The organism is Mycobacterium liflandii (genome assembly GCF_022354805.1).
Lineage (GTDB): Bacteria > Actinomycetota > Actinomycetes > Mycobacteriales > Mycobacteriaceae > Mycobacterium > Mycobacterium marinum.
Map to the genome: position 1 here is coordinate 3,089,611 of NZ_CP023138.1, position 21,592 is coordinate 3,111,202.

The 21,592-nt window shown below is 63.7% G+C and carries 15 protein-coding genes and 2 pseudogenes; 13 read left to right on the forward strand and 4 right to left on the reverse strand.

Translation table 11 applies throughout. The features are described 5' to 3' along the window. Positions 1 to 158: 158 nt before the first annotated feature. Positions 159 to 1,991: pseudogene (locus CKW46_RS13945) on the reverse strand (DUF4407 domain-containing protein). Between the two features lie 225 nt (positions 1,992 to 2,216). Here CKW46_RS13945 and CKW46_RS13950 point away from each other — a divergent pair. Both CKW46_RS13950 and CKW46_RS13955 read left to right on the forward strand, forming a co-directional pair. After that, positions 2,217 to 2,780 carry a hypothetical protein gene (locus tag CKW46_RS13950; RefSeq protein WP_117437034.1) on the forward strand — a complete coding sequence of 188 codons (564 nt, stop codon included), beginning with the start codon at positions 2,217 to 2,219 and terminating at the stop codon, positions 2,778 to 2,780. A gap of 255 nt (positions 2,781 to 3,035) precedes the next feature. Next, positions 3,036 to 3,376, forward strand: a pseudogene (locus tag CKW46_RS13955) (SRPBCC family protein). A 107-nt stretch (positions 3,377 to 3,483) separates the two neighbouring features. Here CKW46_RS13955 and malQ read toward each other — a convergent pair. Beyond that, positions 3,484 to 5,655 carry a 4-alpha-glucanotransferase gene (gene malQ, locus CKW46_RS13960; RefSeq protein WP_482053278.1) on the reverse strand — a complete coding sequence of 724 codons (2,172 nt, stop codon included), beginning with the start codon at positions 5,653 to 5,655 and terminating at the stop codon, positions 3,484 to 3,486. Between the two features lie 325 nt (positions 5,656 to 5,980). Here malQ and eccB point away from each other — a divergent pair, with 325 nt between their 5' ends. Together eccB and eccCa are read left to right on the forward strand one after the other, a co-directional pair. Beyond that, a complete protein-coding gene (eccB, locus tag CKW46_RS13965; protein WP_015355465.1) occupies positions 5,981 to 7,504 on the forward strand; it encodes a type VII secretion protein EccB in 1,524 nt (507 codons plus the stop codon). After that, positions 7,501 to 11,667, forward strand: coding sequence for a type VII secretion protein EccCa (eccCa, locus tag CKW46_RS13970; protein ID WP_240274891.1), 4,167 nt, complete (start codon positions 7,501 to 7,503; stop codon positions 11,665 to 11,667). The genes eccB and eccCa overlap by 4 nt, the downstream gene beginning before the upstream one ends. 31 nt (positions 11,668 to 11,698) lie before the next feature. Here eccCa and CKW46_RS13975 read toward each other — a convergent pair whose 3' ends face one another. After that, a complete protein-coding gene (locus tag CKW46_RS13975; RefSeq protein WP_015355467.1) occupies positions 11,699 to 12,874 on the reverse strand; it encodes a cytochrome P450 in 1,176 nt (391 codons plus the stop codon). Positions 12,875 to 13,136: 262 nt separating this feature from the next. On the opposite strand from CKW46_RS13975, the gene CKW46_RS13980 reads away from it, so the two are divergent. From CKW46_RS13980 to CKW46_RS14000, 5 genes are all read left to right on the forward strand, one after another. Next, positions 13,137 to 13,331, forward strand: a complete 195-nt coding sequence (locus CKW46_RS13980) for a ferredoxin FdxE (RefSeq protein ID WP_011740946.1) — start codon at positions 13,137 to 13,139, stop codon at positions 13,329 to 13,331. A 537-nt stretch (positions 13,332 to 13,868) separates the two neighbouring features. After that, positions 13,869 to 15,125 (forward strand): PPE family protein, encoded by a 1,257-nt coding sequence (locus CKW46_RS13985; protein WP_482053279.1) that lies wholly within the window; start codon positions 13,869 to 13,871, stop codon positions 15,123 to 15,125. A 198-nt stretch (positions 15,126 to 15,323) separates the two neighbouring features. Continuing rightward, positions 15,324 to 15,623, forward strand: coding sequence for a PE family protein (locus CKW46_RS13990; protein WP_012394386.1), 300 nt, complete (start codon positions 15,324 to 15,326; stop codon positions 15,621 to 15,623). A 17-nt stretch (positions 15,624 to 15,640) separates the two neighbouring features. Continuing rightward, on the forward strand, positions 15,641 to 16,861 hold the full coding sequence (locus tag CKW46_RS13995) for a PPE family protein (RefSeq protein WP_041299120.1): 1,221 nt from the start codon (positions 15,641 to 15,643) through the stop codon (positions 16,859 to 16,861). A gap of 73 nt (positions 16,862 to 16,934) precedes the next feature. Beyond that, positions 16,935 to 17,255: a DUF732 domain-containing protein gene (locus CKW46_RS14000; RefSeq protein WP_011740942.1), complete on the forward strand. Its 321-nt coding sequence runs from the start codon at positions 16,935 to 16,937 to the stop codon at positions 17,253 to 17,255. A gap of 87 nt (positions 17,256 to 17,342) precedes the next feature. On the opposite strand, the gene CKW46_RS14005 is transcribed toward CKW46_RS14000, so the two are convergent. After that, positions 17,343 to 18,545: an ISAs1-like element IS2404/ISMul1 family transposase gene (locus CKW46_RS14005; protein WP_482053412.1), complete on the reverse strand. Its 1,203-nt coding sequence runs from the start codon at positions 18,543 to 18,545 to the stop codon at positions 17,343 to 17,345. A gap of 650 nt (positions 18,546 to 19,195) precedes the next feature. On the opposite strand from CKW46_RS14005, the gene CKW46_RS14010 reads away from it, so the two are divergent. The 4 genes from CKW46_RS14010 to CKW46_RS14025 all read left to right on the forward strand — a co-directional run bounded on the left by CKW46_RS14010 (position 19,196) and on the right by CKW46_RS14025 (position 21,461). Continuing rightward, the gene (locus CKW46_RS14010) at positions 19,196 to 19,495 is read left to right on the forward strand and encodes a type VII secretion system ESX-5 target PE19 (RefSeq protein WP_012394388.1); all 300 of its coding nucleotides are present in this window, start codon (positions 19,196 to 19,198) and stop codon (positions 19,493 to 19,495) included. A 342-nt stretch (positions 19,496 to 19,837) separates the two neighbouring features. Next, the gene (gene esxM, locus CKW46_RS14015) at positions 19,838 to 20,134 is read left to right on the forward strand and encodes a type VII secretion system effector EsxM (RefSeq protein WP_012394389.1); all 297 of its coding nucleotides are present in this window, start codon (positions 19,838 to 19,840) and stop codon (positions 20,132 to 20,134) included. 51 nt (positions 20,135 to 20,185) lie between these two features. Next, the gene (locus tag CKW46_RS14020; RefSeq protein WP_011740938.1) at positions 20,186 to 20,470 is read left to right on the forward strand and encodes a WXG100 family type VII secretion target; all 285 of its coding nucleotides are present in this window, start codon (positions 20,186 to 20,188) and stop codon (positions 20,468 to 20,470) included. 88 nt (positions 20,471 to 20,558) lie between these two features. Then, positions 20,559 to 21,461, forward strand: coding sequence for an ESX secretion-associated protein EspG (locus tag CKW46_RS14025; protein WP_012394390.1), 903 nt, complete (start codon positions 20,559 to 20,561; stop codon positions 21,459 to 21,461). Positions 21,462 to 21,592 lie beyond the last annotated feature (131 nt).

A 21,592-nucleotide genomic window follows, 5' to 3' on the forward strand; every position in this document is an offset into this window, starting at 1 on the left:
ACCGCCGTGATGAGATCCACGAGATTCTGTCCTGCTCCCAATCCGTATGAAATCCGGCCAGATACAACGGTGGGTGTCACTGCTGTCGGCACCGATTCCACGCGTCGGCAGGATAATACGCCGCCGCTGTGGTGCGACCGCTGTCGCAAGTCGCACGACTATTTGCCGGGCGGGAGCTGGCGCGGACCGTCGGGCGACCGCAGCTCGCGTGGGCCCTCCCGTTCGGCCAATTCGCGCCGGCCGTGCTGCTTTGTCGTCCCGACCGGCAGTCCCACCACATCTGCGGCAGGCACCTGCCCCAGCGAGGGCTGCCCCTGGTGGGTTTCCAGTCCTTCGCCGTCTTCGGCCCAACTGCCCGATTCGGCGTCTCCGCGCGACGAAGCGATGCGATTGACGGGGGCTGGAGCATCGGCACCGGCGGATTGGGGTGCGGGCTGCTCGCGATGGTCGTCGGAACTCTCGGTGTTCACCGTTACCTTGCGCGTGCGCTTGAACGAAAAAGCGATCTCCTCAACTTCTTCGAACACCTGACGCGCGCTGCGGATCGGCTGGGTGGTGTTGTCGATGACACGCGCGACGAACGGGGGCACCAACGGGCGAATCCAGCGCGCCGCGGCTTTTGTGGCGTCAGGAATCGACGGGATCAGCGGCGCCGCGCGGTCCTGCTCGTGCCGCTCTACCGTCGGGCTCGACTCGACCTGCGCCGGAAGGTGATGGGTCGTGTCAGTATCGGCTTTCGCTGCCCCGGCCGGCAATTCTGCGACTGCCCGGCTGGCGGCGGCTTCTGCTTCGGCTGCGATCGGCAGATACATGTCTTCCTCCACTGGCTCGTCGGTACGTTGCGACGAAGCGTGCATCGGAAGCTCCAGTGCTTCGATGACGCGGCGGCGTTGTTGCGCACGGTCGATTTCGGCCTGGGCCTCGATGGCCATACGGGTCTGATTGAGTTGGTGCTCGGCCCACATGATTTCGGCGGCCTGGCGCACTTCGGCCCGTTTGACCGCGATAGCGGTGTCCGCGTCGAGCTCGGCACGCTCGCGCTGCGCGCGCGCCGCCGCATGGCGGTCGTGAGTCGTCTCGCCCCGCCAGAGCCACAGGATCAGCGGCAACAAGTACACAAGCGCAAAGAACGCGATCGTCAGCAGCCGCAACGCCAACGCGCCCTTGCTGGCGAATGTCAGCGCGTTCATCGCCACCCAGCGCGTGCCCAGCCCGCCACCAGCGTTGGCGACCACCGCGCGTTGGGCTTCGGCCAGCGCTTGCTCATCACGAGCCACCTTGGCGTCCAGGTTGGATGCTTGGCGAGCCCGGGCCGCCAGCGCGTTGTCCAACTCGCGTTGCGAGTCCGCGAGAAGCTGATTCGCCGTTCGTGTTTCGGGTCCGCGACCGGGAACGCCGGTGATCCTGGTCTGTGGGCAGTCTGCCGTGGGGTGGTACTCGCACCGGGCAACCACCAGGGCGCTATCCAGATGGACGCGAGCTTCTTCGACCGCGTTGTCCAGCGAGCGGCGCGCCGTGCGCGATTGCCGTAGCGACTCCGAAGCCGCTGCCACGGCCGGGGCTGTCTGCGCGTTGCGCAGGGCATGTTCGTCGAGGTATCGGTCAATCGAACCGGAGAATGCGACAAGCGCGGCGAGCTCGCCCACCACCACGCCGACGGCGACCGCGACCGCGGCGCGTCACACGATGCTGGGCCAGCGTCGAGTGAGAGCACTAGCGGTGCCGCGGGTAACCGCTCCAATCAGCAAGCCGAACACCAGTGTCACGCCAACCACGGCCCAGCCGGGCCAGCTCACCGATTCGCTCACCGCCAGCCCGGCGACGAGCCAGGCCAACACGGCTCCGAAGGCCACAACAGCGCCCGCGACGGCGTGCGTGGACCTCTCATGGCGCTCACCGAGTTCACGCCAGTGCCCGCCACCAAGCCAGGTGAGCAGCCCCTCGATCCGCGAGGTGGTCGAGCGCTGCTCAGGATATTTCTGGGCGCACATCAGACTCCAAACACCTCCAATTAGTTCAAGGGTGGCAGGCCGGCGCCCGACACACCGAATCGAGGCGGCCGCATGTGGGGTTGTTCACAAGTCACCAGCTCATGTTGCAGATCACACAGGTCGATACCCCACCGGTACTTGCTGTCCTGCGCCCAGGTGGCATATTTGTGCGACGCGAGCGGATCAGTGTCCATTTCAGCAGGCGACATGAGACGGTATAAACCTATGCAAAATCACCACTACGTCTCCTACGAGGACTTCGGCCGCAGGTTTTTTGAGGTTGCCGTCACCCCGGACCGCGTCGCGGCGGCGTTCGCCGACATCGCGGGCAGCGAGTTCGCGATGGAACCGATCGCTCAGGGCCCCGGAGGCATCGCCAAAGTCAGTGCGAAAGTCAAAATCCAGGATCCGCGGGTGACCCGAAAGCTGGGTGATCTGATCACCTTCGTCATCCACATTCCCTTGTCGATCGATCTTCTGTTGGATCTGCGCCTCGACAAGCAGCGATTCTCGGTGACCGGTGACATCGCGTTGCGCGCGACCGCGCGCGCCGCCGAGCCGCTACTGCTGATAGTCGACGTATCGAAACCGCGTCCGTCGGACATCACGGTCAATGTGTCCTCGAAATCCATCAGGGGAGAGGTCCTGCGCATTCTTGCGGGCGTTGACGGTGAGATTCGGCGTTTCATCGCCCAGTACGTCGCGGACGAGATCGACGCACCGCATTCACAAGCCGCGCAGATCATCGATGTGGCGACCCAGTTGGACGACGCCTGGACCGGAATCTAGCCAGATCCCCTTGGTCCGGCTAGCCGATCGTCATCAATCCCGTTGTCCGACAGTGCGATCAATAGCTATCGCCGGGGCTGCTGGCCTGATGGGGCAACCGCTGACAACTGCTTAGGGCGCCGCCCCGCTGGGGTCGTTTCTCGTTTAGCTGCCGGCCGGGGCTGGGTATGCGAACCCGAACGACGCCCCCGGTCCTGTTTGGGGACGAGCCGGTGTCGCCGGCAAGAGGGGCAACAGGGGGAGTGGGGCTGGCTCATGGCTCGCGTGGAGGTTTCGACGTCATCGGATCTCGAGCCCGCTACCGCCTGGACGGTCGCTTCGGATCTAGACCGGTTCGATGAGCTTCCGCAACGTCATCGGCTGGACGGTTACCGAATACGACCAGCCGAAGTACATAGAGCTGCGGGGGCGTGGGCGGGGCGGAGTGCGGCTCGCGGTGGCGATGACCGTCGCGGCGGGTCACCCGGGATCGGTATTTCACCTGACCGCCGATATGACCGGGGGGTCCGCTAGGTGGGCCGATTGGGCGGCTGGTAGCCAGAATCCTCCGATCCGAGGTGCACACCTCGGTGCGCAACCTGGCGCAGTTGCGGTAGCCCAGAGCGATGGCCTGGCTTGAATCTGCAGTCACGCAACGGTTTTAGCGAGACAGCTGGCAGCGGCCAACTTGGCGCCACGCCCGTCGCCGCCGAAGCCGACCGGACTACCGGATACTTTCTGGCGTCGTCTGATCGCGAACGGCGTTGGCCAGCCTGGCGGCCCTGGCATTGCTGAAGATGTCTTCCAGCAGCACCTGGCGGCCGTCGGGGCCGGCCAGCGGAACTCGCCAGTTCGGATACTCGTCTGTGGTTCCCGGCTGATTTTGGGTCTGCCGATCGCCAACCGCGTCGGTCAGTGCCACCCCCAGCAGCCGTGACGGTGTCCGCCCCAGGTAGCGATACAACGCGAGCACGACCTGTTCGGGGTCGTCTTCCGGCCCGGCTGTTACGCCGGCTCCGGCCGCTTCGTCGAGTAGGCCAACGCGGCGCAATTCCGCTAGCCAGGCGGCTCGTTCCGCCCGGTATGCCTCCAATTCGACCTCCACCGGTCGGGTCAACAGCCCCAGCGTTTCGCGCAATCGCACGTGGTCGCCGGCCAGGTACCCGGCTGTCGGCGGAAGATCGTGCGTGGTTACCGACGACAAGCAGTACTCCCGCCAGCGTTCGGCCGGAAGCGGGTCACCGTTTCCGTCCCGGTCGAGCTCAAACCACAAGATCGAGGTGCCCAGCAAGCCGCGCAGGAGTAAGTAGTCACGCACCCAAGGTTCGACGGTGCCGAGATCCTCGCCGACGACCACAGCTCCGGCGCGATGCGCTTCCAGCGCGACGATGCCGATCATGGCCTCGTGGTCATAGCGCACATAAGTACCCTCGGTTGGGGCGGCTCCCTCGGGAATCCACCAGAGCCGGAACAGCCCGATGATGTGGTCGATCCGGACCCCGCCTGAGTGCCGCAGCACAGCCTGGATGAGCGCGCGAAACGGCTGGTACTCCTGCTGCTCGAGTCGGTCCGGCCGCCATGGCGGTTGCGACCAGTCCTGCCCGAGCTGATTGAACTCATCCGGGGGTGCGCCCGCGGTGACGCCCAAGGCCAGCACGTCCTGTAGGGCCCACGCGTCGGCCCCGTTGGGGTGAACGCCCACGGCGAGGTCATGCATGATCCCCAGCGACATGCCGGCACCGGTCGCTTCCGACTGCGCCGCGGCTAGCTGCTCGTCGAGTTGCCACTGCAACCACCGGTGGAAGTCGATGGCATCCGCGTGCTTGGTCGCGAAAGCCGCGATGCCAGAGGCATCGGGATGCTGCAGCGGCTTCGGCCAACGGTGCCAGTCATCGCCGTACCGCTCGGCCAGCGCGCACCAGGTGGCGAAGTCATCCAAAGCTCGGCCCTGCCGGTCGCAGAACGCGGTATAGGCCAGCTCACGCCCCGCCGAGCGGGGTACCCGGTGGACCAGGGTGAGGGCTGCGCGCTTGGCCGCCCATATCCCGTCGCGGTCGATGACGGCGACCTGGTCCGCCCCCCGTTGCACGTTCTCACGCAGTTGGCGTACCCGCCCTCGCTTGGGTAGATCGGCGTATTCCGGAATCGCCTCGACACGAAGGTAGATCGGATTGAAGAATCGCCGGGATGTCGGCAGGTAGGGCGAGGGCTCCATGGGCGCGGTCGGTGCCGCCGCATGCAGCGGGTTGACCAATACATAGTCGGCGCCATGGCGGTAGGCCGACCAGAGCGCCAAATCAGTCAGGTCCGTCAGGTCTCCGATACCCCAGGACCGCCGCGATCGAACGCTATAGAGCTGCGTGGCCAGGCCCCAGGCTCGACGGTTTCCGAGCTTTTCCGACAGCCCCAGCCAATCCGGGGTGATGATGAGGGCCGTGCTGGTCTCGTAGTCGTGGGATCGCAGATACACCCGGTGGTAGCCGATCGGCAGATCGGTAGGCAGCACGAAGCTGGCTTCGCCGATCCAGCGACCGTCCAGCTCGAACGGCGCAGCGAAGTTGTCGATCTGCGCCACCTCGCCACGCAGCGTGCCATCCTCGAGCTGCAGCCAGACGTCGGCCGGAGCGCCGTGAGTGACATGCGCCCAAAAACGCGTTTGCGCGCCAGCACGCGAGACGATGGTCGCCGGCAACGAGCGCGTCCAATACGACCGCAGGTTCTCGGTCAGGGCGGCGTTGCGCCGCTGTTCGGTGTCCGCCCGAACGCCGAGGGCAGCCAGCACGGCCACCAAAGTGTCCTGAGAGACGAGTATGCACTGGCCGCTCCAGTCCTGGAACTCGGTGGCGATGCCGTACCGGCGGGCGAGTTCGACCAGCGAGGGCGCAAGCTCCGTCATGTCGCCCATCTTGCGTCCAACCCTGAGGACGCGTCGCGCGCAGGGCGACCTTGACGGGGCCCACCCACCCGACATCGACCGCATCGTCGCACTGCGCCGCAGGTCAGCGACCTGCGGCCGGGTGTTTGCCACTTGGCGCGCCACGCCGGCGATTCGCCGCTAACATGCACAGGAGACACAGCGAATCCTTGGGGGGGTCCAGCACGGTCAGCGTCGCATGGCGACTTCTGGCCCGGTGCCCTACGGTTGTCAACGTGATCAGCGTTACGCCGGGTATCCAGGCCAGCATCCAGGCGTTCTGAAACAGAGCGAAAGGTGATCTAACGTGGCTGAACAAGACCGCGGACAGCGGGGGTCAGGCTACGGCCTCGGGTTGTCGACGCGGACGCAGGTAACGGGTTATCAGTTCCTGGCCCGTCGAACCGCGATGGCATTAACCCGCTGGCGCGTGCGGATGGAAATCGAGCCGGGCCGTCGTCAGACGCTTGCCGTCGTTGCATCGGTGTCGGCGGCGTTGGTGATCTGCCTGGGATCGCTGCTCTGGTCGTTCATCAGCCCCTCTGGCCAGATCAACGATTCCCCGATCATCGCCGACCGCGATTCCGGCGCTCTCTATGTTCGGGTAGGGGACCGGTTGTACCCAGCGCTCAACCTGGCGTCGGCACGACTGATCACCGGGCGGGCTTCCAACCCGCATCTGGTTCGGGGAAGCCAGATCGACTCGATGCCGCATGGGCCGCTGGTGGGTATCCCTGGCGCGCCGTCGGACTTCAATCCAGCAAGTCCTGCCACGTCGTCCTGGCTAGTGTGCGACACCGTAGCGGGTCCGTCGACCATGCCGCAGTCGCCGCACGGCGTAACGGTGACCGTTATCGACGGCACACCCGACCTAACTGGTCACCGGCGGGTGCTGAAGGGCTCCGACGCGGTGGTCTTGCGCTACGGGGGTGATGCCTGGGTGATCCGCGAAGGACGTCGCTCCCGCATCGACGCCACAGACCGGTCGGTACTGCTGCCGTTGGGGCTGACGCCCGAACAAGTCACTCAGGCACGTCCGATGAGCCATGCGCTCTATGATGCGCTGCCGGTTGGACCGGAGTTGGTAGTTCCGGAGGTGCCCGATGACGGTGCGGCGGCGACGTTCCCGGGTGCTCCCGGGCCCGTCGGGACGGTGATCGTCACGCCTCAGATCAGTGGACCGCAGCAGTATTCGCTGGTCTTGACCGACGGTGTGCAGACTCTCCCGCCACTGGTGGCCCAGATCCTGCAAAACGCGGGACGCCCGGGCAACACCAAGCCGGTCACGGTGCAGCCCTCCTCGCTGGCCAAGATGCCGGTGGTCAACAGGCTGGATCTGTCCGCCTACCCCGACGACCCGCTGAATGTGATGGACATTCGGGACAATCCCTCAACCTGCTGGTGGTGGGAACGGACCGCCGGTGAGAACCGGTCCCGGGTTCAGGTGATTTCCGGACCCAACATTCCAGTCGCGCCACACGAGATGAACAAGGTGGTCGACTTGGCGAAGGCGGACATGTCCGGCCGCGAGGCTGACCAGGTCTATTTCGGCCCCAACTTTGCGAACTTCGTCGCCGTTACCGGAAACAACCCGGCCGCCCAGACAACTGAATCGCTGTGGTGGCTTACCGAAGCCGGTGCGCGATTCGGGGTTGAGGACACCAAAGAAGCGCGTGAAGCGTTGGGATTGGGGTTGACGCCCAGCCCGGCACCCTGGGTGGTGCTGCGGCTATTGCCACAAGGCCCGACGTTGTCACGTGCGGATGCGTTGGTGGAGCACGACACGCTACCGATGGATATGAGCCCAGCAGAGTTGGTGGTACCGAAGTGAAACGTGGATTCGCCCGGCCGACGCCCGAGAAGGCGCCGGTAATCAAGCCCGAAAACATCGTTCTGCCAACACCGTTGAGCATCCCCCCGCCAGAGGGGAAGCCCTGGTGGTTGATTGTCGTTGGCGTCGTCGTGGTCGGCCTGCTTGGCGGCATGGTGGCCATGGTGTTTGCCAGCGGTTCGCACGTTTTCGGCGGCGTCGGCTCGATTTTCCCCATCTTCATGATGGTCGGAATCATGATGATGATGTTCCGCAGCGTCGGCGCGGGCGGACAGCAGCAGATGAGCCGCCCCAAGCTCGATGCGATGCGGGCCCAGTTCATGCTGATGCTGGACATGCTGCGCGAGACGGCTCAGGAGTCTGCGGACAGCATGGACTCCAACTATCGCTGGTTCCATCCGGCGCCTAGCACCCTGGCAGCGGCTGTCGGTTCGCCGCGAATGTGGGAACGCAAACCCGACGGCAAAGACCTCAACTTCGGGGTCGTGCGCGTCGGTGTCGGCATGACCCGCCCCGAGGTGACCTGGGGTGAGCCGCAGAACATGCCGACCGACATCGAACTCGAGCCGGTGACCGGTAAGGCGTTGCAGGAATTCGGGCGCTATCAAAGCGTCGTCTACAACCTGCCCAAGATGATTTCGCTGCTTGTCGAACCCTGGTATGCCCTGGTCGGAGAGCGCGAGCAGGCGTTGGGACTGATGCGTGCAATCATCTGCCAGCTCACCTTTTCGCACGGCCCTGACCACGTGCAGTTCATCGTCGTCAGTTCCGATCTGGCCGAGTGGGAATGGGTGAAGTGGCTTCCGCACTTCGGTGACTCACGGCGCTACGACGCGGCGGGTAACGCGCGGATGGTTTACAGCTCGGTGCGTGAGTTCGCCGCCGAGCAAGGCGAGCTGTTCGCCGGACGAGGGTCCTTCACGCCACGGCACGCCAGTTCCTCGGCGCAGACGCCGACACCGCACACCGTGATCATCTGTGATGTCGATGACCCGCAGTGGGAGTACGTGATCAGCGCAGAGGGCGTCGACGGGGTGACGTTCTTCGACCTGACCGGTTCCCCGATGTGGACGAACGTCCCGGAGCGGAAGTTGGAGTTCGACAAGACTGGTGTGATCGAGGCGCTGCCCCGCGACCGCGACACCTGGATGGTGATCGACGACAACGCCTGGTTCTTCGCCCTGACCGACCACGTGAGCATCGCGGAGGCGGAGGAGTTCGGTCAGAAGTTGGCCCAGTGGCGGCTGGCCGAGGCATACGAAGAGATCGGTCAGCGGGTTGCCCACATTGGCGCTCGGGACATCTTGGCCTACTACGGCATCGACGACCCGGGCAACATCGACTTCGACTATTTGTGGGGGAGCCGCACTGACAGCATGGGCCGGTCGCGGTTGCGGGCGCCGTTCGGCAACCGATCCGACAACGGTGAGCTGCTGTTCTTGGACATGAAGTCCCTCGACGAAGGTGGTGACGGCCCGCACGGGGTCATGTCGGGTACCACGGGTTCCGGTAAGTCGACGCTGGTGCGGACCGTGATCGAATCGCTGATGCTCGGACATCCGCCCGAGGAGCTGCAGTTCGTGCTGGCCGACCTCAAGGGTGGTTCCGCGGTGAAGCCGTTCGCCGGCGTGCCACACGTCTCGCGAATCATCACCGACCTGGAAGAAGACCAGGCGCTGATGGAACGCTTCCTGGACGCCTTGTGGGGCGAGATCGCCCGGCGCAAGGCGATCTGTGACAGCGCGGGTGTGGACGACGCCAAGGAGTACAACTCGGTTCGCGGCAGGATGCGCGCACGCGGCCAGGACATGGCGCCGCTGCCGATGCTCGTGGTGGTCATCGACGAGTTCTACGAGTGGTTCCGCATCATGCCGACGGCGGTCGACGTGCTCGACTCGATCGGCCGGCAGGGTCGTGCCTATTGGATCCACTTGATGATGGCCTCGCAGACCATTGAGAGCCGTGCCGAAAAGCTCATGGAGAACATGGGTTACCGCCTGGTGCTGAAGGCACGTACTGCCGGGGCCGCCCAGGCGGCGGGTGTGCCCAACGCGGTGAATCTGCCGGCGCAGGCAGGTCTGGGCTACTTCCGGAAGAGCCTCGAAGACATCATCCGGTTCCAGGCCGAATTCCTCTGGCGGGACTACTTCCAGCCCGGCATCACCGTCGACGGCGAGGAAGCGCCGGTGTTGGTGCACAGCATCGACTACATTCGCCCGCAGTTGTTCACCAACTCATTCACCCCACTCGAGGTAACGGTGGGCGGACCCGAGATCGACAAGGTGGTCGCGCACGCCAACGGCGAAGTGGTCGAGGAGGCCGAGGCCGAGGCCGAGGAAGAAGGCATCCGAGTGCCCAAGGTGGGTACCGTGATCATCGATCAGTTGCGCAGGATCAACTTCGAGCCCTACCGGCTGTGGCAACCGCCGCTGACCCAGCCCGTCGCGATCGACGACCTGGTCAACCGGTTCCTCGGGCACCCGTGGCAGAAGGAGTATGGGTCCGCTCGGAACCTGGTGTTCCCGATCGGTGTCATTGACCGCCCGTTCAAGCATGACCAGCCGCCGTGGACCGTGGACACCTCTGGTCCCGGGTCCAACGTGCTGATCTTGGGCGCGGGTGGATCGGGCAAGACGACCGCGCTGCAGACACTGATTTCCTCGGCGGCGCTGACTCACACGCCCGATCAAGTTCAGTTCTACTGCCTGGCGTACAGCAGCACCGCGTTGACCACGGTTTCCAAGCTGCCTCACGTGGGTGAGGTGGCTGGCCCGACGGACCCGTATGGCGTGCGTCGGACGGTGGCCGAGCTGCTGGCCTTGGTGCGTGAGCGCAAGCGCAGCTTCCTGGAATACGGAATTGCCTCGATGGAGATGTTCCGTCGGCGCAAATTCGGTGGGGAAGCCGGTCCGGTGCCCAACGATGGCTTCGGCGATGTGTACCTGGTGATCGACAACTACCGCGCTCTCGCCGAGGAAAACGAGGTGCTGATCGAGCAGGTGAACCTGATCATCAACCAGGGACCCTCGTTCGGCGTGCACGTGGTGGTCACTGCCGATCGTGAATCTGAGCTGCGGCCCCCGGTGCGCAGCGGGTTCGGTTCCCGCGTTGAACTGCGCTTGGCGGCGGTGGAGGACGCCAAGCTGGTGCGTTCTCGGTTCGCCAAAGATGTCCCGGTCAAGCCCGGCCGCGGCATGGTCGCGGTCAACTACGTCCGGCTGGACAGCGATCCCCAGGCAGGCCTGCACACATTGGTGGCGAGGCCGGCGATGGGCAGCACCCCCACCAACGTCTTCGAGTGTGACAGTGTCGTTGCGGCGGTCAGTCGGCTCACGACCTCCCAGGCGCCGCCGGTGCGTCGCCTGCCGGCGAGTTTCGGTGTGGATCAGGTGCGCCAGCTCGCCGCCCGGGATACCCGTCAAGGTGTTGGTGTCGGCGGAATTGCCTGGGCGATATCGGAATTGGATCTGCAGCCGGTGTACCTTAACTTCGCCGAGAACTCGCACTTGATGGTGACGGGCCGGCGCGAATGTGGGCGTACCACAACGTTGGCCACGATCATGTCCGAGATCGGGCGGTTGTATGCGCCGGGCGCCACCAGCGTTCCCGCTCCGCCACCCGGGCAACCTTCGGCGCAGGTTTGGCTGATCGACCCGCGCCGTCAGCTGCTGACCGCGCTGGGCTCCAACTATGTGGAGCGGTTCGCCTACAACCTCGATGGCGTCCAGGCGAAGATGGGCGAGTTGGCCGCCGTGTTGGCCGGCCGGGAGCCACCACCTGGGCTGTCAGCCGAGGAGCTGCTGTCCCGGTCGTGGTGGAGTGGTCCGGAGATCTTCCTGATCGTCGACGACATCCAGCAGCTGCCACCGGGCTTCGATTCGCCGCTGCACAAGGCCGCTCCCTGGGTCAACCGGGCCGCTGACGTCGGTTTGCACGTCATCGTGACGAGGTCCTTCGGTGGTTGGTCGTCGGCAGGTAGCGACCCGATGTTGCGGGCGTTGCATCAGGCGAATGCGCCGTTGCTGGTGATGGATGCCGATCCTGACGAGGGCTTCATTCGCGGCAAGATGAAGGGTGGCCCGCTGCCTCGCGGCCGAGGCCTGCTGATGGCCGAGGACACCGGCGTATTCGTTCAGGTTGCCCTGACCGAGGTGCGAAAGTAAGACCGGGCCCGCTGCGCTGGGCCTGACCGTGTCAGGCCCAGCGCAGCGGCAATGACTTGAGTGCGAACGTCTTTGACGGGAAAGCGATCTCGGGACTGTAGTCGGGCGCCAGTTCGAAGTCGGGCAGTTGCTTGAGCCATTCGGCAACGATCACGGTCAGTTCTATCCGCGCCAAGTGTGAGCCCAGGCAACGGTGTGGTCCACCTCCGAATCCCCAGTGCCGGTGCACCTTTCCGTCCATGACCAGTTCATTGGTGGACATGGCGTCGCTACCGTCGCGGTTGACGGCGGCCATGCACAGCCGCATTTGTGAGCCTGGTGGTAGCGTCATGCCGCCCACGTTGACAAAATCCGTGGTGATTCGTGGAGCAACCGGCGCTGACGGCTCCAGCCGAACGATCTCCTCGATGAAAACCCTTATTTCCTTCGGGTTATCGCGAAGCTGGGTGCGTAGCTGCGGCCGGCGTGCCAACTCGAGCAACGAGAATCCGATCGCGGCGGTCACGGTATCCAGACCAGCAAGGATCAACAGGTGGCTCATGCCCAGAAGTTCGAGATCAGTGAACTCGCCGGGGCCGGTCATCACCTGTGACAACATGTCTGAGCCGGGGTTCTGGCGACGTTGTTGGATCGCGTTGTTGAGGTACTCGAGCAGCTCTAGTTGGCCGACTTCGAGCTCTTCGCGGGTGAGATAGAGCTTGTCGCCGATAATTGCGTCTTTCCACGCGATCACTCGGTCGCGATCCTGCAGCGGCAGGCCATAGAGGTCCAGGAATACCTGGAATGGGTATAGCCGTGCGAACTCTGCCATCGCATCGCATTCACCGCGCCCGGCGAAGCCCGCGATCATCTCTGCCGCGCGGCGCTCCAGTACCGGCCGCGACTTGCCCAGGGCATGCGGGCTGAAGTAAGGCTGCAGCGCCTTGCGGTAGCGGGTGTGCTCGGGCGGGTCGAACGCCAGGGGCACTACGGGCAGCGGATTGCCCGGTGGCTGCAGGATCCGCGACGAGAAGATCTTGGGATTTCGCAGCGCCGCGAGCACGTCCTCGCGCCGGGTCAGGTAGTAGTGGCCATTCATGAAGACCACGGGCCCGGCGTCCCGCAGCGTATTCCACCCGACCGCGCGGTCGGCGGCTAGCGGCAATGTCGAATATTCAAGGCGCGGTAGATAAAACGAGCTGGCCGAACCTTCGCCGGGGGTACTCATTCGCTCAAGTCTTCCGTTTTCCGTTCTAGTCGGAGGTCATCGGGGCCGCCAAACTCTTGATGATACGGTCAATATCGCACGGGCGGCAAACACCCAACAATCCGACATCGATCACATCCGAGTTCATATCCGACGGATTGGCCGCGGAGCCGAGGCCACGAGGGACTCGTGACCATCAATCGACAAGCTAATCTACCTATTGATCGGTGTGGTCCGAGCTGACCTGCTCCAAGCTGGGTTGAGACTCGAGAGAGGAAGTCCGGTGAAGATTCGCCTCGAAAGCTCCAAGTGTGTCGGCCACGCCCAGTGCTACGCGGTGGATCCAGACCTGTTTCCGATCGACGAATCCGGCTACTCGATTCTCGAAGAGCACGAGGTGCGACCCGAGGACGAGCAAGTGGCCCGCGATGGTGTGGCTAGCTGCCCCGAAATGGCGCTCATCCTCGACGAGGAGTGACAAAAGTGGCCGCCTGACGGACCTCGGGCGGCCGCTGTCTTTCTAAACTAAACATTAACGGATAGTTGTATTTAGGTTAACAGCAGTTTAACTATGGTTTACGGGGAATGAATAGTTGGCGTCTTCGGCGCCGGAGGCCGGTCGGGTCATCTAATATGTTCCATATGCAATAGTTCTGCAACGTGACAGCTGTTGCATGATGGTGCTAAGATGCGGTCTTCTCGAGGCTGAAAGCTCATGCGCTGATGACCACAAGTTGGCCGTGACGGTAGCTGCAGATGCTCTCGACAACGCCTCGCCCGAAAAATTCCTGGCGCGCATCTTTCGCACCGCGACGTGTCTCGAAGACCATGCCGGATCAACGAGTAACGCCCGTTCGCAGTGCTGAGGCCGTTTGGCGAGACGGCTTCAATCAGCTGGGCCGGGGGGCAGAAGGTGGTGATTACACGAACGGTCGCGGCCTCGCTGGCCGATGCTGGGGTGGCATTGCTGTGTCCGGATCGCGATTGCGATCGTGGGCGGCTTTAGGAGGGGTGGGTGTTTGATTTCGGGGCGTTGCCTCCCGAGATAAATTCAGGCCGAATGTATACCGGCCCTGGATCGGGGCCAATGATGGCTGCTGCGTCGGCCTGGGATGCTCTGGCGGCCGAATTGAGCTCTGCGGCATCTGGTTACAGTTCGGTGATTGCAGAGCTGACTAGCTCACCATGGCTCGGCCCGGCATCGCGCTCGATGATGTCGGCCGTTGCTCCTTATGTGACTTGGCTCAGCGCGGCGGCCGCCCAGACCGAGACCGCGGCCAGCCAGGCCCGCGCGGCGGCGGCGGCCTACGAGACCGCATTTGTGATGACGGTGCCGCCGCCTGTGATTGCGGCCAACCGGGTCTTGTTGATGACATTGGTGGCGACCAATGTCTTTGGCCAGAACACCCCGGCTATCGCGGCCACAGAAGCTCAATACATGGAGATGTGGGCGCAAGACGCCGCCGCCATGTACAGCTACGCCGGCTCGTCGGCGCTGGCCACGGAGTTGCCGCGGTTCGCGCCACCACCGGATACCACCTCGGTGAACGCGGCCGGAGGTCAGTCCGCTGTCGTTGCCCAAGCCGCTGCCACGCCGGCTGGAGACTCCGCGCAGACCATCACGGCCACCATCCCGCAGCTGCTGTCGTCCGCCGGAGTGCCCGGACTGCAGCAGCTTTCATTGTCTTCAGTGTCGTCGATGTCGCCGTCGGCGGCGTCATCGCCAACCGTGTGGCAGATCATTCAGACGCAAGTACAGAACTTCCTGACCTACGGGCTGCCGACGCCGGACAACAACTATGCTGGCCTCTATCCCGGCATGTACAACGCGCTGAGGCAAACACTGCAGGCCTACTTCGGTGTGGGAATAGGCAACTCCGGCTGGTCGATAGCCCAGCAGTTGACCTTCGGCCCCGGGGGAACCACGGCCGGTGCCGGTGGTGCCTGGTACCCGACACCCGAATTCGCCGCCTTGGGCGCTGATACCTGGCATTGGCACCCGATGGCGAGCTTTGCGTCGTCCAGCAAGGTCGGCGGCCTATCGGTTCCGGCCAGCTGGGGCACCACTCCCGGTGCGGTGGAACAAGCATCCACGAAGCTCGTGAGCACCAATTTCACTACCTTACCGGGCGAAGCGAACCCTGCGAACGGATTGAACGCCGCGCTGCGCGGATTCCCGGTTGGATCGCGCGGCGCCCAGCGCACCGGCAACCTGGGCGTGCGCTACGGATTCCGCTACCCCGTCCTGACCAGACCGCCGTCGGCAGGTTGATGTCATGGCCGCAACAACCACTGCGTGTGACCGTCATCGGATTCAAAGGTTGCCAGTAAATGAAGAGCGGATGAAGAGTGACTGTTCGACGATGAGTATTTCGCAGCGAAGGGGCGCCGCGAAGCCGGTTCCAATTAGCGTTGATAGCAATCAAATCCCGACGGTCTTCGGGCCCGCGGGTGATGAGGAGGAACTCCTATGTCATACGTGACCACACAGCCGGAGGCCCTGGCGGCGGCAGCCAGCACCTTGCAGGGCATCGGCTCGACGCTGAGCTCCCAGAATGCCGCCGCGGCAGCACCCACTACGGGTGTGGTGCCCGCGGCAGCCGATGAGGTTTCGGCGCTGACCGCGGCTCAGTTCGCCGCACATGCCCAGATGTATCAAGCCGTGAGCGCTCAAGCCTCGGCGATTCACGAAATGTTCGTCAATACCCTGGGCATCAGCTCAGGGTCGTACGCGGCGACCGAAGCGGCCAACGCGGCCGCGGCCGGCTAGGGGGTCCGGAAATGGCGATGGATTATGGGATGCTTCCGCCCGAGGTCACCTCGGCGCTGATGTATGCGGGGCCGGGATCATCATCGATGGTTGCGGCGGCCTCAGCCTGGAACGCGCTGGCCGCCGAACTGAATTCGACAGCCCAGGGCTACCTCACGGTGATCACCCAGCTGTCCAGCGAAGAGTGGATGGGGCCTGCCTCCGCAACGATGGCACAGGCCGTCGAGCCCTACATGACCTGGATGTCGGTCACCGCCGGCCAGGCCGAGCACGCGGCCACGCAGGCTCAGTCGGCCGCGGCGGCCTTCGAGACGGCGTTCGCCGCCGTGGTGCCTCCGCCGTTAATCGCCACCAACTGCGCCGAACTGACTCAGGCGCTGCAGACCAACATGTTCGGCTTGAACAACGGTGTGATCGCCCAATTGGAAGCCCAGTATGCGGAAATGTGGGCTCAAGATGCGTCGGCGATGTACAACTATGCCGCCTCATCTGCACTTGCCACGAAGATCGAGTCGTTTACCGAGGCTCCGACGATAGCCAATCCGGCGGCCAGTACCACTCAGGGTGCCGCGGTCAGTGCGGCGCAAGCGACGTCGGCGGCCTCCACCCAAAGCACGGTCCAGAGTTTCCTCAGCCAGATCACCAGCCAGCTTGGACAGCTCGCCTCGCCGAGCGGAACGCAGAGCTTCGTGTCGCAGCTGGGGGCGAGTAATCCGATCCTGACCGAGATTTGGTTCCTGTTGACCGGGCAGACCGTGCTGCCCAACAACCTGGGAACGTTCATGCAGGGCTACTCCAACTACGCCAGCTTCTTCTACAACACCGAAGGTCTTCCGTACTTCAGCGTCGGTATGGGCAACTTCGGTGTTCAGATGGCCAAGACGCTGGGGTTGATAACTCAGCCGGCTGCCGCCGCGGCAGCAGCCCTGCCGAAGGTCCCGGGGCTGGGTGGCGCGCTCGGTGCGATCGGCAGTGCAGGCAGCCAGGTGGCGGCCGGATTGGGCAGCGGCGCCCACGTCGGACACTTGGCGGTCCCGGCATCCTGGCCGGGTGCATCGGTTGCAGAGGCCGTGCGCCCAACGGTCCAGGCGGTCAGTGAGCCAATCACCTCGCCCGAGGCGGCGAACGTGGTCGGCGGCATGCCCGTGGGCGCCACGGGTGCCGGACGTGGGGTCGGTTCAGGTCACCGATACGGGTTCAAACCGACGGTCATGGCGCGCCCACTTCCCGCTGGCTAGCCAGGCAACGCAGATCGCCCCCTGCCGGACCACATCGTCAGCAAGGAGCCTCAGCTCAAAGGGAGCACCGAAAATGTTAAAACGCCTTCTAGTTGTCGCAATCGCGTTACTTGGACCATTGGGAACTGTGGCAACCGCTCACGCGGACAATAATGACGACAGATTTCTCTCGGAATTGCAGTCCGAGGGCATCACAGACCACATTTCGCCCTCGCACGCGATCTTGGCCGCCCACATTGTGTGCCAGAAGCTTGACAGCGGCATGACGCCAACAGAGGTCGCTTACGACGTGCTCAACAGCAGTTCCATGCCCGGATATCACTCCGGCTACTTTGTCGGCGCGGCTATTGACGCGTATTGCCCGCAGTATCGGCCCGAGGAGGGATCGCTCTAGGGCCACGGCGCACCCGCCGGATGGCGACCCTAGTAATAGGGCGGCGGGACTGATTGGATATGCCAGGCAGGGCTCCGGCGTTGTTGATTAGCAGGCTTGTGAGCTGGGGAATTGTGGATTGAGGAGGTCTAGGCGGCGGTTGGCGGTCAAAGCGGTGATCCGGCAGGCTTCGGTGATGTTGTCGGCGCCGTTGAGGCGGTGCAGATTGATCGCGGTGTTGCGTAGCGTTGCTAGGACCTGTGCGCCGTTTCCGGTATGTGCCCTTTGACGGTCTTCGTCGAAGGTGACGTCGCGTATCCAGTGCAGGCTGTTCTCGATTCCCCAGTGTTGACGCATCCAGGTCATGATCGCGGTAGGGCGGGCGTGCTCGAACGGCAGGCTGCAGATGGCATAGACCACCTCCACGCTGCGCTGGTCGGTGGCGGTGATCAAACGTTCACGAGTGATCCGGATGATTTGTTTTGCGTAGGGGAAGCCGATTCCTCGTACAGCGGTGATGATTTGCAGGGTGCGGGTCTCGACACGGCCGTGGCCGCGGGAGTCGTCGGTAGCGGCTGCGGGCACCTCGGCCCAGGGCAGCGCGGTGATACGCGCAAGTATTTTGGCTTGGTTGGACTTGACGATCATCAGGTAGTGCGACTTCAAGGTGGCGCAGATCAACTTCGCGGTGACGACCTGGGTATGCATCGCATCCACGGTGACCAGCCACCGCAAGCTACCCGGCAGCAGCGTGAGCAGGGCACGTACGCAGGGAATTTCATTGCTTTTCTCGGCGACAGCGAGTTGACCGAGCACCAATCGGGCACGGTGGGCGAACACCGACACGAGATGCGTGGCTGTCGCTTTGGCGCGTAAAGCACCACGCAGCATCTTGCCGTCCAACGCGATCGGCACCAATCCACTGGGGTCGCTGCTGGCCACGTGTGCAGTGAAGTAACTGCCCATCCTGGCGTTGAGGTCGGCGGGGTCTAGCCGAGACAAAACAGCGCGGAAGGTCTTCTCACTGGGCCGCCGGAACCGGACCCCTAATTGGGCCAACACATCATCGGGAGCGGTGGCCGCCCATGTGGCAAAACCAGCATAGCCGCGCATCCCCGCGGCAGTGGCCAGAACCGCGATCGCCAACAAAGCCATCAGCGAATACCTCCGACCGCGTGGGTCCCTCGGGTCTGGCACCGAGGCCAACACACCGAGAAACTCCGATCCGATGAGCTCGCTGCGCTCACCAGGACTCCAGCGGTCGAACACCTCTGGAACCGACGACACAGGCAATACTGAAACGGTAGGCACGGGCAACTCCAGACCAACGACGAACAGTAACCAACTCGATCGTTCTCCAGATAGCCCGTGCCTACACTCCGGCCCCAATAGCGCGGCACCAAAGATCATCAACCCAGCTCACAAGCCTGCTAATCAACAACGCCGGAGCCCTGATATGCCAGGGGAGGAGGGGGGAAGTGAGTATGACGACAACGTCTTCGTTTGGGGCTGTCCGGGCCCCGAGCGCCCATGACCGACCGTGGTCGCGAGTTTCGGACTCAGAGTCGTTGACTAGTTGCGCGAATCCGCGGTGGATCAAGACGGCCGGCGCTCATCGAGCCGGCCCACCGAAACTGCCCCACCGTATTGCTGTAGCACCGTCACGGCAGCGCCGAACGAGCCTCGCGGCCGACCGGATGGCTGTCGCGCTGGCAGCTAGACGCCGCAAAATGCCCCGTCGCGCGCTCTTCGGCCAGCAGCCGCACATCCTTGACTGTGAGTTTGCTGAGTGGGATGCTAGGTGCATCGAGCGCTGTTACTGTGTCGTTACTACAGGTGAATTCACGGTGCTATCGCGTGAACAAATGTAAACAGGCCCCGTAGAAGGCAACCTGGCGTCACACAGTCATCTAGTCTCTGCACTAGATGGGCGCCGGGGATAATCGAGGGAGGAATACAGCATGTCGTTTGTGACCACACAGCCGGAGGCGCTGGCTGCTGCAGCCGCAAACCTGCAGGGTATAGGCACCACGATGAGCGCGCAGAACGCGGCAGCGGCGGCGCCGACGACCGGAGTGGTACCCGCGGCCGCCGACGAGGTGTCAGCGCTGACCGCCGCTCAGTTCGCCGCCCACGCGCAGATGTACCAAGCCGTTAGCGCCCAAGCCGCGGCCATTCACGAAATGTTCGTTAACACGCTTGCAACAAGCTCCGGTTCGTATGCGGCCACCGAAGCCGCCAACGCGGCCGCTGCCGGCTGACCGCACTGTCGGTCTCAGACCGGGGGAGGGATCAGGCGCTGCGGTGAGCGCAACACAAACCTCCCATCGGTGGGTGAATTCTGGCTCTGATCGCTCGGCTGCGACGACGCTCCCGGCAGTTGTGAAGTGCTTCGTCGAATCGGACATCGAGGTTCGGGGGCGATGTATGTCGCACCGCGCTGAAATGCTCGGTGACCGCTGGCTGACCGAAAGGAGGGGGGCATCCGTAACTTTTGGGCCGGCGGTTGCGTGAGCGCGTAGCTGATCGGCCATCGCGCTCACCACAACCGAATACACGATCTAACTGACAACCAACCAGCCAATACACAAGGAGAAATTCAGGTGACTGCACGCTTTATGACCGACCCGCACGCTATGCGGGACATGGCGGGCCGTTTCGAAATGCACGCCCAGACGGTTGAGGACGAGGCCCGCAAGATGTGGGCGTCCTCGCAGAACATCGCCGGCGCGGGCTGGAGCGGTATGGCCTCGGCCACCTCGCTGGACACCATGGGCCAGATGAACACCGCTTTCCGCAACATCGTCAACATGCTGCACAGCGTGCGCGACGGTCTCGTTCGCGACGCGAACAACTACGAGCAGCAAGAGCAGGCTTCCCAGCAGGTCCTCCGCGGCTAGCGCGCAAAGCCACAGCTGCGTACGCTTTTCTCAGGTTAGGAGAACACCAATATGACCATCAATTACCAGTTCGGGGATGTTGACGCCCACGGCGCCCTCATCCGCGCGCAGGCCGCCTCGTTGGAGGCCGAGCACCAGGCCATCGTTCGCGATGTGCTGGCTGCCGGTGACTTCTGGGGTGGCGCCGGTTCGGTGGCTTGCCAGGAGTTCATCACCCAGTTGGGTCGCAACTTCCAGGTGATCTACGAGCAGGCCAACTCGCACGGCCAGAAGGTTCAGGCTGCCGGCAACAACATGGCGCAGACCGACAGCGCCGTCGGCTCTAGCTGGGCCTAAAACCTAACTTCAGGCGCGGCAGCACACCAACCAACCGGTGTGCTGCCGTGTCTTGCAGTCAACAGCCACGTCGATATCTGAGGTAGGGATGGATCAACAAAGTACGCGCACCGATATCACCGTCAACGTGGACGGCTTCTGGATGCTTCAGGCGTTGCTGGATATCCGGCACGTTGCGCCTGAACTACGGTGCCGGCCGTACGTATCCACCGACTCGAACGACTGGCTCAATGAACACCCGGGCATGGCGGTCATGCGCGAGCAGGGCATCGTCGTCGGGGACACGGTGAACGAGCAGGTAGCCGCCCGGATGAGGGTGCTAGCCGCACCTGACCTCGAAGTTGTCGCCCTGCTTTCGCGGGGCAAACTGCTGTATGGAGTCGTCGACAACGAGGACCAGCCGCCCGGTTCGCGCGACATTCCCGACAACGAATTTCGGGTGGTGTTGGCCCGTCGTGGCCAGCACTGGGTGTCGGCCGTTCGCGTTGGCAATGACATCACCGTCGACGACGTATCCGTTTCCGACAGCGCGTCAATCGCCGCGTTGGTGATTGACGGCCTGGAGTCCATCCACCACGCGGACCCGGCCGCGATCAACGCGGTCAACGTGCCGCTGGAGGAAATGCTGGAAGCCACCAAATCCTGGCAGGAGTCCGGCTTCAACGTCTTTTCCGGGGGGGATCTGCGCCGGATGGGCATCAGCGCGTCCACGGTTGCGGCATTGGGGCAAGCGCTATCGGACCCCGCAGCCGAAGTGGCGGTCTACGCGCGGCAGTACCGGGATGACGCCAAAGGCCCGAGTGCCTCGGTGCTGTCTCTCAAAGACGGATCCGGTGGGCGTATCGCGCTGTATCAGCAAGCGCGGACCGCCGGTTCCGGTGAGGCCTGGTTGGCTATCTGTCCCGCCACCCCTCAGCTGGTGCAAGTCGGCGTGAAGACGGTGCTCGACACGCTGCCATACGGCGAGTGGAAAACGCATAGCAGAGTTTGATAGGAAGCGACGAAATTGCGCGTGCAGCAAGCTTTTTAAGCATAAAATGCGATTGAGACGGCAACACGGCATACTGCTCTAGAATCCGCAGTAAAACTGAAAAGCAACGGCAACTACAACTATTAGTCGCA

What these genes read in the sequence shown, in the direction of transcription:
- CKW46_RS13950 (WP_117437034.1), top strand. Translation starts at nt 2,217, where the DNA reads ATGCAAAATCACCACTACGTCTCCTACGAGGACTTCGGCCGCAGGTTT.
- malQ (WP_482053278.1), bottom strand. Translation starts at nt 5,655, where the DNA reads ATGACGGAGCTTGCGCCCTCGCTGGTCGAACTCGCCCGCCGGTACGGC.
- CKW46_RS13975 (WP_015355467.1), bottom strand. Translation starts at nt 12,874, where the DNA reads ATGAGTACCCCCGGCGAAGGTTCGGCCAGCTCGTTTTATCTACCGCGC.
- CKW46_RS13990 (WP_012394386.1), top strand. Translation starts at nt 15,324, where the DNA reads ATGTCATACGTGACCACACAGCCGGAGGCCCTGGCGGCGGCAGCCAGC.
- CKW46_RS13995 (WP_041299120.1), top strand. Translation starts at nt 15,641, where the DNA reads ATGGATTATGGGATGCTTCCGCCCGAGGTCACCTCGGCGCTGATGTAT.
- CKW46_RS14000 (WP_011740942.1), top strand. Translation starts at nt 16,935, where the DNA reads ATGTTAAAACGCCTTCTAGTTGTCGCAATCGCGTTACTTGGACCATTG.
- CKW46_RS14010 (WP_012394388.1), top strand. Translation starts at nt 19,196, where the DNA reads ATGTCGTTTGTGACCACACAGCCGGAGGCGCTGGCTGCTGCAGCCGCA.
- CKW46_RS14020 (WP_011740938.1), top strand. Translation starts at nt 20,186, where the DNA reads ATGACCATCAATTACCAGTTCGGGGATGTTGACGCCCACGGCGCCCTC.
- CKW46_RS14025 (WP_012394390.1), top strand. Translation starts at nt 20,559, where the DNA reads ATGGATCAACAAAGTACGCGCACCGATATCACCGTCAACGTGGACGGC.